Annotated in this window: 15 protein-coding genes and 5 pseudogenes; 6 read left to right on the forward strand and 14 right to left on the reverse strand. The window is 33.3% G+C overall.

The annotated features are described in order from the left end of the window. Window positions 1–5: 5 nt before the first annotated feature. The 3 genes and pseudogenes from THESIDRAFT1_RS04840 to THESIDRAFT1_RS12935 form a co-directional block, all read right to left on the reverse strand. Window positions 6–1,784, reverse strand: coding sequence for a glycoside hydrolase family 125 protein (locus THESIDRAFT1_RS04840; protein ID WP_006569710.1), 1,779 nt, complete (start codon window positions 1,782–1,784; stop codon window positions 6–8). Between the two features lie 118 nt (window positions 1,785–1,902). After that, window positions 1,903–2,091, reverse strand: a complete 189-nt coding sequence (locus tag THESIDRAFT1_RS04845; protein WP_039929175.1) for a bacterioferritin-associated ferredoxin — start codon at window positions 2,089–2,091, stop codon at window positions 1,903–1,905. A gap of 8 nt (window positions 2,092–2,099) precedes the next feature. Continuing rightward, window positions 2,100–2,806, reverse strand: a pseudogene (locus THESIDRAFT1_RS12935) (heavy metal translocating P-type ATPase); the annotation flags it as partial. Window positions 2,807–2,952: 146 nt separating this feature from the next. Between THESIDRAFT1_RS12935 and THESIDRAFT1_RS04855 the strand changes: the two are divergent. The 3 genes and pseudogenes from THESIDRAFT1_RS04855 (at window position 2,953) to thiF (ending at window position 4,787) form a co-directional block, all read left to right on the forward strand. Further along, window positions 2,953–3,147, forward strand: coding sequence for a MoaD/ThiS family protein (locus THESIDRAFT1_RS04855; RefSeq protein ID WP_006569711.1), 195 nt, complete (start codon window positions 2,953–2,955; stop codon window positions 3,145–3,147). Between the two features lie 19 nt (window positions 3,148–3,166). Continuing rightward, a pseudogene (locus tag THESIDRAFT1_RS04860) lies at window positions 3,167–4,068 on the forward strand (PP-loop family protein). 113 nt (window positions 4,069–4,181) lie between these two features. Beyond that, window positions 4,182–4,787, forward strand: coding sequence for a sulfur carrier protein ThiS adenylyltransferase ThiF (gene thiF / locus THESIDRAFT1_RS04865; RefSeq protein WP_003869724.1), 606 nt, complete (start codon window positions 4,182–4,184; stop codon window positions 4,785–4,787). Here thiF and THESIDRAFT1_RS14880 read toward each other — a convergent pair. Together THESIDRAFT1_RS14880 and THESIDRAFT1_RS13860 are read right to left on the reverse strand one after the other, a co-directional pair. Continuing rightward, entirely contained in the window at window positions 4,761–4,946 is a 186-nt protein-coding gene (locus tag THESIDRAFT1_RS14880) for an SHOCT domain-containing protein (RefSeq protein ID WP_425274151.1), read from the reverse strand. The two genes, thiF and THESIDRAFT1_RS14880, sit on opposite strands and share 27 nt — an antisense overlap. Next, a pseudogene (locus THESIDRAFT1_RS13860) lies at window positions 4,944–5,382 on the reverse strand (HAMP domain-containing protein); the annotation flags it as partial. The gene THESIDRAFT1_RS14880 and the pseudogene THESIDRAFT1_RS13860, both read right to left, overlap by 3 nt. 195 nt (window positions 5,383–5,577) lie before the next feature. Here THESIDRAFT1_RS13860 and THESIDRAFT1_RS04880 point away from each other — a divergent pair. From THESIDRAFT1_RS04880 to THESIDRAFT1_RS13865, 3 genes and pseudogenes are all read left to right on the forward strand, one after another. Beyond that, a complete protein-coding gene (locus THESIDRAFT1_RS04880) occupies window positions 5,578–5,754 on the forward strand; it encodes a MarR family transcriptional regulator (RefSeq protein ID WP_003869722.1) in 177 nt (58 codons plus the stop codon). 435 nt (window positions 5,755–6,189) lie between these two features. Beyond that, on the forward strand, window positions 6,190–6,693 hold the full coding sequence (locus THESIDRAFT1_RS04885) for a DUF438 domain-containing protein (protein WP_244262759.1): 504 nt from the start codon (window positions 6,190–6,192) through the stop codon (window positions 6,691–6,693). Then, window positions 6,690–6,964 (forward strand): annotated as a pseudogene (locus THESIDRAFT1_RS13865) (PAS domain-containing protein). The gene THESIDRAFT1_RS04885 and the pseudogene THESIDRAFT1_RS13865 overlap by 4 nt, the downstream one beginning before the upstream one ends. Window positions 6,965–7,021: 57 nt before the next feature. Here THESIDRAFT1_RS13865 and THESIDRAFT1_RS04890 read toward each other — a convergent pair. From THESIDRAFT1_RS04890 to gpmA, 9 genes and pseudogenes are all read right to left on the reverse strand, one after another. Then, window positions 7,022–7,438, reverse strand: coding sequence for an FMN-binding protein (locus tag THESIDRAFT1_RS04890; protein ID WP_003869719.1), 417 nt, complete (start codon window positions 7,436–7,438; stop codon window positions 7,022–7,024). Window positions 7,439–7,561: 123 nt separating this feature from the next. After that, window positions 7,562–8,452 carry a 1,4-dihydroxy-2-naphthoate octaprenyltransferase gene (menA, locus tag THESIDRAFT1_RS04895; RefSeq protein ID WP_039929185.1) on the reverse strand — a complete coding sequence of 297 codons (891 nt, stop codon included), beginning with the start codon at window positions 8,450–8,452 and terminating at the stop codon, window positions 7,562–7,564. Window positions 8,453–8,524: 72 nt separating this feature from the next. Then, entirely contained in the window at window positions 8,525–9,562 is a 1,038-nt protein-coding gene (locus tag THESIDRAFT1_RS04900) for an FAD:protein FMN transferase (protein ID WP_006569713.1), read from the reverse strand. A 33-nt stretch (window positions 9,563–9,595) separates the two neighbouring features. Further along, window positions 9,596–10,564, reverse strand: a complete 969-nt coding sequence (locus tag THESIDRAFT1_RS04905; protein ID WP_003869716.1) for a polyprenyl synthetase family protein — start codon at window positions 10,562–10,564, stop codon at window positions 9,596–9,598. A gap of 13 nt (window positions 10,565–10,577) precedes the next feature. Continuing rightward, the gene (locus THESIDRAFT1_RS04910; protein ID WP_050984240.1) at window positions 10,578–11,132 is read right to left on the reverse strand and encodes a Gx transporter family protein; all 555 of its coding nucleotides are present in this window, start codon (window positions 11,130–11,132) and stop codon (window positions 10,578–10,580) included. After that, a complete protein-coding gene (locus THESIDRAFT1_RS04915; protein WP_006569714.1) occupies window positions 11,104–11,484 on the reverse strand; it encodes a NusG domain II-containing protein in 381 nt (126 codons plus the stop codon). Before THESIDRAFT1_RS04915 ends, THESIDRAFT1_RS04910 begins: the two co-directional genes overlap by 29 nt. A 26-nt stretch (window positions 11,485–11,510) precedes the next feature. Continuing rightward, complete coding sequence (locus tag THESIDRAFT1_RS04920) at window positions 11,511–13,301, reverse strand: FAD-dependent oxidoreductase (protein WP_003869713.1); 1,791 nt, start codon at window positions 13,299–13,301, stop codon at window positions 11,511–11,513. Window positions 13,302–13,543: 242 nt separating this feature from the next. After that, window positions 13,544–14,068: a ferritin gene (locus THESIDRAFT1_RS04925; protein WP_003869712.1), complete on the reverse strand. Its 525-nt coding sequence runs from the start codon at window positions 14,066–14,068 to the stop codon at window positions 13,544–13,546. A 105-nt stretch (window positions 14,069–14,173) separates the two neighbouring features. Continuing rightward, a pseudogene (gene gpmA / locus THESIDRAFT1_RS04930) lies at window positions 14,174–14,918 on the reverse strand (2,3-diphosphoglycerate-dependent phosphoglycerate mutase). Between the last annotated feature and the right edge of the window lie 275 nt (window positions 14,919–15,193).

The following is a 15,193-nucleotide window of genomic DNA, read 5'->3' on the forward strand; positions in this document are numbered from 1 at the left end:
AAAACTCACTCCTCAAAAAGTATTCTATAAAGAGCCATTGCAAGATATCCTGAACCAGTTGCAAAACCAACTCCTGTCTTTGCTTCCCCTGTATCTTTGTCAAAACTCTCTGCTAAAAGCCCATAATCCATATTTGCCATCTTAAGCCACTTCAAAGCTTCCTCCCTCATTAAGGGATTTAATAGGCTACCACAAAGCCCTAAACCTGAGGGTGTATTGGGATGATGGTCACAGGCAAGCTCTTTTATTTTTGCATCTTCAAAATAATATTTGTATTTTCGAGAGTAATAGTAATCAATTGTATTTTTAAATACTTCATTTTGATAGTCTACAAAGTCATAATAATACATAAGCCCTAAATTGCCGGGTGGGTCATTGTAGAGTTTATAATTCCCTTCTCCATCAGTAGACCAAGCAAAAATCCTCTTACCTTCTACCTCTGTCACAAGGTATTTGTATATTCCATTGTAAATGCCGTCTATCTTTTTCTGAAGCATATCCGCCTTTTTATACCAGTTAAGCTTTAAGTAAAGATTCTTTAAGTTTATAAACCCTCTCCAGAGTATTACATTGTCTATCGTAACAAAGGGGTACTCTGAAGGGTCGTCAGAGGGAAGCAAGAAAGTTTTATAAAGTCCTATCCTACTGTCATATTCTTCCTCAATTCGGCTGTATACAACTTCTAATGCCTTTACAAGCTCTATATCATCTAAATCCACATCCATATTCTCAAGTAGTATAAAATAGCTGGCAGCCTCATCCAACTCAAATCCGGGATATAAAACCGTTCCATCTATATAATGGGCATGTGCCCCTGCATTTTTACTGTGTCTTAAAATCATCTCCCTTGCAATGTAATCGTGAAAGCTTTTATCAATAATTTTTACAGCAGGAAAAGACCATAAAAAACTATCCCTTTCCCAAAAGGCTCCTGAGACATAATATCTTGGACTTCTTGATGTTAATGCAATATAATTGTCGGATTCCATGTCTTTTCCTATAGAGAAAAAGTAGTTAAAAAATAGGTTTTTGTTCAATAAACTTTCTAAATCCTTATCTTGAGAATATTTTATATACTTATTTTTAAGCCAGTTGTAAAACTCTTTATATATATTTTTAAATCCTTTTCTTTTTAAATGAATTAAAGTAGTTGAAGCCCCATCCATATCGGAGTTTACACTTATATAAAAACAGTTTGTCCCATTGGTTTTCGATTTAAGTATTATTTTTTCATTCTTTTCCTCATAATCAAAATCTTTTTCTCCACCAAAAGCAAGTGAAAAAGCTATATTATAAGAATAAATGTTTAAAGCAGGGTTTTTAAGCCATTTGTCAATTTTAAATTCTTTTTTAAATTCTATTTCATGAGAGTTAAATCTTAAAAAGAACAGTTTATCAAGATTTACTTCTAAATAAACTTCTATTTCTTCAGAGCTTTCAAATTCATATACAAAACCTTTTTCCTTGATATCTGCATAGATTTTTATTATTACAAAATCCCCGTTTGAAAAATACAGTTTAATATTAGGTATGTAATAAAGCTCTTCTGATACTTCACTTTTTACAATTTCAAGTTTTTCACCTTTTTTATAAAATACAGGTTTAAACAAAGCTTCTTCTCCAGAAAGCTCCACAAGTCCTTTATTTGAAAGAGAAACAATATTTAAATTTTTTATTGAAGCCTTCTCTACATCTATCTCAGGTAAACTTATATAGTGATTTCCCGCATACAGCACTCTAACATTTTTATCAATCTCATGAGGCCTTGTTATGATTTTATTCACCCTAACCCCTCCTGCTAATTTTCTATTCTCTTAGAAAAAATTGTTTTCACCTTAATTGTACTATTTTTTCTAAAATAGGTAAATAAGAATATAAAAATAGGCGAATACTCTTCGCCCTTTATACCAAGCCACTGCGAATATTCAAGCCCTTATCAATAGCTTCCTGCACTATTTTATGGCAGCACTTGCCCAACGGATTTTTTCTTTGACAATCGGAATTGCTCATTGCACCCGTAAGTTTTAAAACTTCTTTCATAGTATTAGCGCCATATTCTACTACCGCCTTTATAATTTCTTCTTCTGTCACACTGCTGCAATAACACGCATATTTAATACTGCAATAATCAATGCCAAAAAAACAACAATAGAAGTGTAATATTTCGCAAACTTTGTCATAAATTTTTCTGTAGGAGCTTTCTTACTGCTAGCCTCTTCAATAAATTCTAGTATTTTTGAAACAGTGGTATTTTTTCACCAGGCTTTACTATGATGACGTCTCCCGGTCTTACTTCTTGTGGTGAAACCCTCTTTATTTCATATCCAATTTTTAAGTTAGCATAATCGGGACGAATATTCATTAACTCTATAATAGACCTTTTCGAATGATCAACAGCAATATCCTGCAGAAGTTCCCCAATTTGGTAAAAAAGCATTACGGCTACACTTTCAGGATACTCTCCAATAGCAAAAGCACCAATTGTCGCTATGCTCATGAGAAAATACTCATCAAAAATCTGCCCTTTCAAAATATTTTTGGCAGCTTTTAAGACGACATCTCCTCCTGCGATTAATAACTTATAAAAAATAAGGTAAATTTGATATAAACCAATAAATTAAATAGCAATGCTATCGCAAACAAGATAGCAGAAATCCCATATTGAATGATTCTCCTGTATACTTTATTAGAGTCATCATTCTCAAAAAAAGCTTACAACTATCAGAATCACAATTCCTTTTGCTTCTGTAACACAACTTCCACAACCAAACCTCTCTAAAACAAAGGCCCTTTTATTATTTTGCATAGTATTCACCTCTCCTGATTCATTCATTAATATGTATTTGTTGAACATTCTACTTCCTTTTAAAATTCTTGACCGAATAGTTCAAATGTGTTATAAATAATTTTATCGCACAATTTTCGAGATTTGGTTCTACGGGGGTATCAAGAATGACAGTAATATTTGTAGGAAAAGACAATCAAATTACAATAAAAGCTCCAAAAAATGTTGAAAAACTCGCGAAAGAGTTGAATATAAATTTAGAATCACATGTCTTTATAAAAAATGGAGAAATAGTTACTCCAGATGAAATTCTTCAAGATGATGATGTAGTAGAGATAATATCAGTAGTTTCTGGAGGTTAGTAGAAGGAGGCTTTACCAATTGAAGTGCATAAGATGTAAGAAAAAAGCAGTTATCACTCTAAAAAGGCATAATGCAGCCTTCTGTGCTGAGTGTTTTTTACATTATTATAGAAACCAAGTCTTAAAAAACATTCAAAAAAATAAAATGTTTAAAAAAGACGATAGAGTTTTAGTGGTAGTATCTGGCGGCAAAGATAGTATGGCTCTGTGGGACGTTCTAGCCAAGGAAGGTTATAACGTTGTCGCAATGTATATAAACCTTGGAATTGGAGAGTATTCAAACAGGTCTCAAAAGGTGGTTGAAAATTTTGCAAAGAAAAACAATCTTCCACTCATTGTAAAAAATATTAAGGAAGAATTCGGGCTTGATATATACAAGCTTTCAAAGACTTTAAAACGAAGCCCCTGTTCCGTATGTGGAACAATTAAAAGATACCTGTTTAACAAAGTAGCTTACGACAATGGATTTTCAGTTATTGCAACAGGTCACAATTTAGATGACGAAGCAGCAACACTTTTAGGCAATATTTTGAATTGGGGAGAAAGCTATCTTGCAAGACAGGGACCAGTTTTACCTCAAACTCACCCGAAACTTATAAAAAAGTAAAGCCTCTTTATACTTTAACAGAAAAAGAAAACATGTATTACGTACTTTTAAACAAAATTGAATTTTTACATGAAGAGTGTCCTTATTCAGTTGGAGCTCGTTCAATTCTTTATAAAGAATTGCTAAATGAACTGGAAGAAAAAAGTCCTGGCACAAAACAGCGTTTTTTGATTGGCTTCCTTGAAAATGGCAAAAAACATTTCAAAGAGGTAGAAAATATTGAATTGAAGGAATGCAAAACTTGTGGCCATGTCACAACAACGGAAGAATGTTCTTTTTGCAGACTTACAAAAGTTTCTAATACCGTTAGCTAGTATAGAGATTGTACCTAAGGCTGGTAGTATAAAAAATTTTTAAAACCAGCCTTTTTTCTTACACAAAAGTCAACATTTAAAATTACAAACAAAGTAAGGAGAGTGAAAAATGCATGAATCTTTTTGATGTAATGCTTAAAAATTATTTTGATGAAAAGATGCTTGACAAGCTTTCAAGAGTAAAAATTCTTCTCATTGGCTGTGGTGGACTTGGTTCAAATGTTGCAGTAATGCTTATAAGAAGTGGCATTAAAAACCTCACAATAGTTGATTTTGATGAGGTAGACATCTTAAATCTCAACCGACAAAATTACTTTTTACACCATGTAGGAGAAAAAAAGGTATTAGCCCTTAAAGATACTCTCTTTAAAATCAACCCCCACGCAAACATAGCAGCCAAAAATATAAAAATTGATGAGTCAAATTTAGATGAGTTAATCCCTCAACATGATATAGTTGTGGAAGCTGTTGACAATGAATTTACCAAAACGCTGATTTTTAAAAAAGCCCAAAAACATAATAAAAAAGTGGTTTTGGCTTCAGGTGTCGCAGGATTTGGTGATTGCGAAAATATTAAAATAAAACGGGGTAAAAACTTTTCAATTGTGGGGGATTTTGTTACATCGATTAATGAAAAAAAACCTTTGGCACCCAAAGTCATGGCAGTCGCCGCAATACAAGCAGATGAAGTATTAAGGATGATAAATGAGCTGGAGTAAAAATGATAATATAATTATTTTTTTCAAGTATTTTTTTCTTTCAAGATATTCCTTTTCGCTTATTTCCCCTCTTGCATATCTTTCTTTTAAAATTTCTATCGCATCCCTCTCTTTGTTTCTATGTTTTGTGCCTCGAAATAATGATATAATAAAGTATATTGCAGCTGTGAGCTTAAATAGCTCTTCTTCTTTAGGTATATCATATACCTTTGCAGTAAAATCACCTTTTTCAAGCTTTTTAGCAACTTCCGTAATATTAACTAACGGTCTTGTAATATAATTTGACACATAAATACTTATAATCAATGCTATAAAAATAGCTATCACCGTTGCTATAACATTATATCTGCTAATGTCATATAAAAACTTAAAATCCAAGTCACTCATCATCATCGGCTCATAATAAATTATATCCACATATCCCACTGTTTTTTTCATCTACAATGATGGGAAGAGTTTTTTCAGAAATATTTTTCTTATTCCATTTTCCCATCATATTCATCATATATGACATTGAAGAAAAATCCCATATAATCTTGCCATCTTTATCTCTAAGTCTTAATCCATATCCTTCCATCATAGCTGCATGACCAATTAGAATAAAAAAAGAAAATAAAGAACTATACCCTTTGTTGAAAAGCTACAAAAGCAGTAGTTGGAGAAGCCAGTGAAGTCTTAATTTTATCGTTAAAAAATTATTTTAGAAGTTCTTGTCAAAAATAAGAATTGACATTATAATGGAATCGTAATCAATATAAAATTGTAATGTGTATTAAGGAGGAAAAATAAAATGGATGCCAAAGAGATAGTATTAAAAACTTTAAGAGAATCTTCAAAGCCTCTGCGTCCTAGTGATATTGTAGAAAAATCCGGCCTTGACAAAAAAGAAGTTGAAAAGGCTATTAAAGAATTAAAAAAAGAAGATTTAATAATGTCTCCTAAAAGATGCTATTACTCTGCAAAATAATTTGTAAAAAAAGAGAGTGCAGGTTTTACACTCTCTGATTTTTTATTACCTTTTTCTATAGCCAAAACTTTTTGAAACTACTCTTCCAATACTATTTATTCTGGCAGTTATACAAAAGCAATGAGTCGGAGTATCAGCAACACAATTTTCCTCGGATAGAATGCATACAATTTTCTGTATTCTCCCTCTGTCATATTGGGTAGACTCCTCACAAAATTCACCCGCCCTAATGTTCATTACTGCTTTTTCTAATTATGATTTTATTTTAAGATATCACAATCTCAGCAGATTTTAAACAGTTTAGCAACTCTTTATAAGGCCTTTTAGATACAAAAATTCATAAAAATTATTTAAATTTGTGATATACGTTACAGTAAAATTTTCAATACAGGGTAAAATATAATCAGGTATGTTAGAGAAAAGGAGGTATTTCCCATGAGTGAACTTATTAATAATAGGGAATACAGAAGGAAACTTTTAAAAGAAGTTATAAAAGAACTTCATAGGGGTAAAAGCGTTGCGGAAGTTAAGGAAAAATTTAAAGATGTCATAAATGGAATAACTTCTACAGAATTGCCAGCAATAGAACAAGAACTAATAAACGAGGGACTGGACGTAAAAGAAGTACAGAGGCTATGTGATATCCATGCTGAAGTGTTTAGAGATTCATTAGAACAACTAAAAAAGCCCGAAACAATTCCGGGGCATCCAGTGCACACTTTTAAAGAAGAAAATAGAGCAATAGAAAAGCACATTAATGAAAATATAAAACCTACTCTTGAAAAGTTGAAAAACAGCGGAAGTTTTGAAGACGCTCAAAAGCTTTTAGAGCATATTAATCTTTTAATGGACATAGACAAGCATTATTCGAGAAAAGAAAACCTGCTTTTTTCATACCTTGAAAAATACGGTATAACGGGACCTCCCTCTGTCATGTGAGAATATTTGCAAGGACAAAATCCGTCATTGGCAGAAAAGTTCAATATTGTCACCCACCTACAAGTGTCCATATTGTTGAACAGCTGCTTCAGGACTTCAAGTCAGGCAAAAAAGTCATGAAGACTTCTGGATAAAGTTGGGTGACAAATATGTATTTATAAGATATTTTGCTTTAAGGGACAAAAATGGTGAATATATAGGTACTTTAGAGGTAACACAGGATATCGCTCCTATAAAAGCAATAGAAGGAGAAAAGAGGCTTATGTCTTAATAAATTTTAAAGGGGTCAGCTTTAAAAACTGTCCCCTTTATTTTCTCTACTCAAAAATTACTTTGCACTCTTTAAAGCCTCTGTAGCTAATTCTTTAAAAGTTTTCGAAGTTTCTGTAGCCCCTGTTACTGTATCTACTTTAGCAGGATCTTGCTTTTCTATTAGTTGTTGCTCTAACTTTTCATCTGCTTCTTTTGGAGTAATATTAGTTTTTTCTTTCATCTTTTCGGCATATTGTTGATCATTTCTCTTAAATTGCCCATCTTTGTTAACTTCATTATAGGTTACAGATGCTATTTTGCCATCCTTTACAGTTATTTCTATTTGTCCCTTCCAGCCATGACTGTCAAAATTAGGCTGTTCTGCTTTGTAAGTACCATCTTTGTAACCACCGCTTGCTGTTTTTGAAGAACAGCCACTCAGTACAAACAAAGCAAACACCCCTACCAACATAAGAACCAAAATCCTTTTCATACAATTACACCTCTCCTCAATATAAATTTTTATTTAAGAATATTATACCATTACGTTAAAATAATATCAAGATATATAAATTAAAAACGTTTCCTTTACAAAAAACTCCATCAATTTGTCTCACTAAAATTTTGTTTTGGACAGCAATGAAGCTAAAATCATCATAATTCCTGTAATTTGATATATCTTCACAGTATTAGCATTCGCTTTTACTAACTGTGGTATATTGTCATAATATTTACGAGCAATATTTACAGATTGTACTGCTAATGGAATTGTTATAAAAGATAATAACCATAGTAAGTTTTTGGTAACAACAGCTATTACAATGAAAGAGAGATATGCTGCTCCATAAAGGGCTGCATATACCTTTACTCCTTTTTCTTTGCCTATCCTTACTAATAAATTGTATTTATGGCCTTTAAGGTCAGCCTCATAATCGGGATATTGATTTATCCAAAGAACATTGGTTATTAAAAAGCCTATAGGCAAGGAAATCAGTAAAACATCTATACTTACGCGATGTGTCATCACCAAATACATTCCCATCACTATTAAAGGTCCAAATGTCACTCCCACAGCTATTTCTCCAAGTCCATTATAACTAAATTTAAAGGGAGGTAAACTATAAAAAATTGACATCAAAACTCCTAATAATCCTACAATTAACACCAAAGGTTCCCTAAAGATTACAATAACCAATCCTATGATACAAGCGGCAAGCATTGTTATAATTGCAATAAGTATTGTCTCTTCAACTGTGAGTTTACCTTCGACTATGGTCTTTTTTCCACCGCTAAAAGGAGTCCTTTTATCTGGAGTTACAAAAGTGTCTACTCCAGACTTATAATCAATAAATTCATTAACTGCATTTTTGCCAATTTCAATAAAATAAATACCTATCAAAGATATAACAAACCATAAAAAGTTAAATTCTCCAGTTTTGCCATATGCATAGGCAGCTGCAACAAACATAGGTACAGTAGATGCTACCCATATCTTAGGATCTGCCAATTGCCAAAAATCCCTTCCAAGCCCTCAAAAATTCTGATTTGTTCATAAAATTTCTCCCCTCCAAAGCCAAAATTATCTAGTCATTAAACTATACTCAGGGTCAGTAATTTTGAAATTGCCTTTTAATCCGGAAGTTATATATACTTTTTTGTCATCTGTGACAAAAATAGCTTGTACTCCTGGTAAACTTTCTGCAAGTTTTAAACCTTCTTCTAATCCCATAACAAAAATTTTTGAAAGCGCATCGCCATCAATAGAAGTGTCTGTTATTATTGTCACACTGTAGAGATGGTTATCTGCAGGATACCCTGTAAAAGGATTCAATATATGATGATATAATTTTCCATCTTTTTCAAAGTATCTTTCATAAACTCCAGAAGTAACAACTGCTTTATTTGAAACTTCTACTATACCTAAATATTCGCCTCTCGGTTTAAAAGGAGTTTGAATACCTATACGCCAGTTGCGACCATCAGGTTTTGTTCCGATTGTAAGAACATCACCTCCTAAATTTATTATGGCATGTTTTACACCTTCTTTTTTTAAAACTTGTGCAACTTTATCTGCCGCATATCCTTTGGCAATACCTCCTAAATCTATGCTCATACCTTTGTTTTTTAACATAATAGTCATATTTTTTTCATCCAGTATTATATTTTTATAACTTACAAGAGGAAGTTTAGCTTTTATTTCTTCAGGTGAAGGTACTCTGGCTTTATCAGTGCCTATATTCCAAAGTTTTACTATAGGTCCTACTGTAATATCAAAATACCCCTTTTCAACATCAGAAAAATGTACCGCTTTTTTTATCACATAAAAGGTGTCAGATGAAACCTTAACAGGTCTAACACCTGCATTCTCATTAATTTGATTCACTTCACTGCCTTTGATGGCAACACTCATCTTGTCCTCTACATCTCTTATAGCTTTAAATCCATCATCTAATACTTTTTTCGGAGCTTTATCGTATATGGTTATTGTGCAATAAGTATCTAAAGCAAATTGGGTATCAGATATAGGCTGTGAATTTTTATTTGAACATCCAGATAGTATAATGGCGGCATTAAATATTAGAAAAAAAATTACAAAAGAAGTTATGGATTTTTTCATATAATCTCCTCCAAAAATAGCTTTACATATTTTTTAATAATTCCTATATAAAAGCTTACTCGTAACTTCAATTAAAATTTGTTTAGGTGGAGAGTCTTTCAACATAGATATTTTATCAAAGGCTTTTTTAGTATATTTTTCTGCCAGCATTTTTGACCGGTCTACACCACCATTTTCCTGAACGAATTCAACTATGCGTTTTATGTCTTCCTCACAATAACTCTCTTTTTTAAGTAATGCTATCATTTTTTCGTCTTTATTCTTTTCTAAAGAATATATTAAAGGCAGTGTAAAAACTCCTTGTCTTATATCATTGCACAAAGGTTTGCCAACCACATTTTCTTCTCCAGTATAGTCCAGAACATCGTCTATAATTTGAAAAGCCATGCCAATATTGTATCCTATACTTCCCAATATTTTAGCCAACTTTTCTCCACAGTTGCTTTCATAAGCTCCCACGTAAAAACTTAAGGCAAAAAGTGCAGCAGTTTTTGCAGCTATCCGCTTCAAATAATCATTTATTGTGATATCTATATTGTATCGGCTTTCAAATTGTCCAATTTCACCTTTGCATATTCTAGACACCACTTTTGACACTTTCTTAAGATTTTCAATAGTAATGTTATCGGATAAAAGCAAAAAGCATTCAGAAAAAAGAAAATCCCCTATAAATACCGCATAATTTTTCCCATATTCTGCTTGGATAGTAGGTTTACTGCGTCTTATTAAAGCATTGTCAATTATATCATCGTGTACTAAAGTTGCCATGTGGAGCATCTCAACAGCAGCAGCTAAAGGTAATATCCTTTTTCTATCGTATTCTCCAAATTTCCCAGACAAGATTACAAAAGCAGGCCTAAGCATCTTTCCGCTGTTACGAATCATATCTAACAATATATTTCTAATTGACCTATTGGAGTTTTTTATACGTTTTTCCATTATTTTTATAACTTCATCAAGCTCATTTTTTATTTCTAAATTATTATTCCAAAACTTATCCATCTGACCACCTTAATCAATGTAAATTTAGATTTTTTAATTTCTTCCAATGCTTTAGAATAAATTTTGAAGACAATCCCACAAAAATGCCAGTCCCAACTCCAGCTATCATTAATACAGGTATATAAACCATTATATTGATATTTTGCACTATAAGAGAAGCTACCAGCATCTGACCAATGTTGTGAAATACAGCACCTATAACACTGACCCCAACTTCAGTTATATTTTCTTTGCCTACTTTTTTTGCGAAAAACATGGCAAAAAGGCTTAACAAACCTCCGCCTATGCTATAAAAAAAGGAAGATGGCGAGGAAGCAAAAAATGTTGCTAGCAATATCCTTACAGCAAGCACAATAAATGTATCAAAAAAGCCAAACAAATACAAAGATACGACTGTGATTATGTTAGCAAGTCCTAACTTAGCACCGGGAGCAATAAAAGGGACAGGTAATATTCCTTCTATAATGTATAAGACTAAAGAATTAGCAACTAATATAGCCAGAAAAACCATTCTCTGAGTCTTTGACATAGTTGTATGCTCAATAGACGACTTGGTCAACTTTGTCATTTTTAACACCCCGTATTTCTACAACTATCCTAAACGGCAAACATATTATACTTTGCCCCGGTTTATCAATAAATCCTTCTTTTATACAAATTTTATCTGGGCACTCAGCGTAAATAACCTTTACCCCACCATCTTCAACCAGCAATACATCTTTCCCATATTTTGTAGCTATAGGTATCTCTTCACGATAATTAACATCATCTAAGGACACCTCTTTATATATCTTGCCGTTTACCATTATTGCCGCATATTTGTGGGGATAATGTTGGGTTGTTGATACTTTGTAAAATATCAACAACCCGATAGACAAAATCGCCACAAAAAGTACTATGAGGATATCACCTTTTTTCACTATAAATAACCCTCTTTCATATTACATCAGCTAACATAAAGATACGTTCTTCTGGCAAAAGAAGTCTTTTTCCACCAATTTTTTATCCACGGTATCACATAATAATCCAGTCCAAAAGCTCTCCCCGCTCCTCCCATAAGAGCTATAGCTGAAAATATATACCACAATATAGACTTATCTGCCATCGCAGATAATATGAAGTTCAGTGCCAAGAATATAGAACCAGCTGATGCTAAGGCGGTAAACAAACCTGCTATTAAAGCCAGACCTATCGCTACTTCTGCAAGCACTACCATTGCTTGGAATAAGAAGGCATGTGGTGCTACAAAAGTATCCATAAACCATTTGTAGAAAGCTGGAGGCTCTTTTAACAATGGCTGCAAGGCCTGCGCTGCAGTTGCAGCTTCGCCAGCTTTAGCTGTAGCACCAGATACATCAGAGGTAGTTATAATAAATATTTTTGAAGGGTCAAGCCATCCTTGCTGTATCTTATTTATGCCTTCTATAAGCCACAATGCACCCACATATATTCTTAAAAGAACAAGCCAAAAGATAGGAATATGCGCGGCAATATGTCCTCCCAATATTGAGCGATTGCTTTTAACTTCAAAGAACTCATGGTAAATGTATGATAACACGGCATCAACGCCTGCTACTCCAAAAAGGTAATGCATATTTACAAGGTGCTTCATAGCCATTGCTAAAAAGCCTGTCAAAGACACACCCATAAGTTCTGCTACTGCATATCTACTTCCTATAGAAACCATAAAACCATGGTATCTAGGTTTAAAAGGCTTTTTTTCTTCTCCTTTTATATCAGCCACTATATTGTGTACTGCAGTTTCAGCTGACTGTAGTGCTGTCTCTACAACTTGAGGAATAGGTTTTCCATCTAACTCATAGTATGCTAAATCGCCTATTACATAGATATTTTCTTTGCCTACTGCTTGCATGTATTCATTTGTCTGGACTCTACATCTTCTACCTAACTCTAAGCCAAAATTCTCAACGCATTTGTTACCTTGAACTCCACAGGTCCATATAAGCGTTTTTGTTTCAATCTTTCTTTCATCTTTTAAAACTATATAATCCTTTGCTACTTCCACTATAGGAGCATTAGTCAAAACTTCTACTCCTTTTCTGTTCAAAAACTTTTGAGCTTTGGCAGCTAATCTTGCATTTAAGTTGGGAAGTATGGTATTCAGCGCTTCTACCACCATAATTTTAACATCATTGCGATCTAAATGATATTTGTCACACAAGCTTTTTGTCCATTCCATTAATTCGCCTGCAGTTTCAATTCCCGTAAACCCTGCGCCAGCTACCACAAAGGTAAGCATTTTTCTTTTCTTTTCTGCATTACTTTCAACACTCGCTTTTCTAAACATCTCCTCAATATGTTCCCTTGTCTTAATAGCAGCTTCTAACGTTCCTACCGTAAACCCATACTCAAACACACCGGGTATGCCAAAATCACATGGTTCACTTCCAATCCCTAAAATCAAATAATCATAGTTATACTCCCCATCTTTTCCAATTACGCTTTGCTTTTCATAATCAATCTTTTCCACTTCATCTGTTATGACTTTTACTTTTTTGTTTGCGAAAATTTTGTGTAAGTACACACGAACGCTATCAGGTTCTATTCTGGAACCAGCCACTTCATGTAAATCTGTTAACAATGTATGATAGGGTTTTTTGTCAATAAGAGTTATTTCTACAGTGCTATCATTTTTAAATTTTTTGTTTAATAGTTTGGCGGCGTGTACGCCCCCATACCCGGCCCCAATGATAACAATTCTTTTATGACTACTCATAAAAAACACCTCTTATTTGATATAATTATAACAGTATTCCTTACATAAATTTTACTATATAAATTACGCTTTGTCTATAGTTTAACAACGAAAACCTTATCTTATATTTTTTAAAAAAATTCATGGGGATATACCTTATCAAAAAAGCATACCCCCATACTGTATTTCCGCGATTTCGTTAAGTTTCCATGAGCAAAGTCATCGTTTTAAAAATGCCTAAATTTAAACAAACAACGAACCGTTTATTGCTGTCCTTGCGCAAGTGGAGCAGGTAATACAAATGTCCTTTGAGCCAATTCAGCATTCAGCATGAATATAGGCTGTATGTTATCTCCTATAAGCTCTAACTTGTCAACAAGCCTCTGGAAGCTCTCTTCTTCTTCTACCTGCTCATTAACAAACCACTGCAAAAATGCATTTGTGGCATGGTCTTTATCCTCAATTGCTATATCAACAAGCTTGTAAATCCTTTCAGTTACAGTTTTTTCATGACTCAAAGCCTTTTTAAAAAGGTCTAAAATACTTTCAAAGTTTCCCTCTGGTTTTTCTATCGGGTACAGAGTCACTTTCCCACCCATGCGATATATGTACTCGTAAAAAATTCTCGCATGTGCAAGTTCTTCTTGTGTCTGAACCTTGAAGAAATTAGCAAAACCTTCTAAGTTTTTCTCTTGAAAATAATTTTCCATTGCTACATATAGATATGCAGAATAAATTTCGTAATTCAACTGTTTATTTAATCCTTCCAGCATTTTGTTGCTTAACATACAAAACCCACCTTTCAATCTAGAACTTCCTTATATTTCTATTGTACACTTTTAAAAGCCAAAAAACAAGTAAAAATAAGACAAACCAGTATTTTAAGAATTTCCTTAAATCTTTCCTTGGTTTTCTACTAATTTCTTTTTCTCTTTTACTTTCTCTTCATCGGCAAGATAATAATGCCTTATAGGCTTTAAATCATCATCAAGCTCATAAACTAAGGGAATTCCTGTAGGGATGTTTAGCTCCATTATCTCCTCATTTGAAAGATTGTCAAGGTATTTTATCAGCCCTCTTAAACTGTTTCCATGGGCAACTATGAGGACTTTTTTTACCGGATTTTATCGTCGGCGCAATTGTTGATTTCCAATACGGAATAACCCTATTAATTGTGTCAATCAAGTTTTCAGTGAGGGGAATTTCATCTTCAGAAAGGTCAGCATATCTGGGGTCAAAACCGGGGTATCTTGGGTCATCTTTTGTCAATGCAGGAGGCCTTACATCAGCAGACCTTCTCCATATTTTTACCTGCTGTTCTCCGTATTTCTTGGCAGTCTCAGCTTTATTGAGCCCTTGAAGTGCTCCGTAATGTCTTTCATTGAGCCTCCATGATTTGTAAACCGGTATCCACATCCTGTCCAATTCATCAAGAACAATCCACAAAGTCCTTATAGCCCTTTTAAGTACAGAAGTAAAAGCACAATCAAAAGTGTATCCTTCTGCCTTTAAAGTCTTGCCACTCTCTCTTGCCTCTTCAATACCTCTCGGTGACAGATCCACATCCGTCCAGCCAGTAAATCTATTTTCCATATTCCACAGGCTTTCTCCATGCCGCAGTAAAACAACCTTATGCATACTTTTTCCCACCTTTCACATATTATATATCAAAAATTTATACAAAGATTTTCTGTCTTTTCATACTCTATCCTGTTTTCTTAATTATATCTCACTTAAAACTTAAATACAATAGTATTGATAATTATTCTTATTTAAGATTTATATGTATCCGAAAATCTATATTTATAAAATACTATTTATTTACGCAATTTTTTGCAAAATAATGGGTATTGCCAGATTATTTTACTTTGACAATGCCATCTCCCGGTTTATCAACCATTATAACAAGCAAA

Origin of the sequence: Thermoanaerobacter siderophilus SR4, assembly GCF_000262445.1 — a bacterium.
Classification (GTDB): Bacteria; Bacillota; Thermoanaerobacteria; order Thermoanaerobacterales; family Thermoanaerobacteraceae; genus Thermoanaerobacter; species Thermoanaerobacter ethanolicus.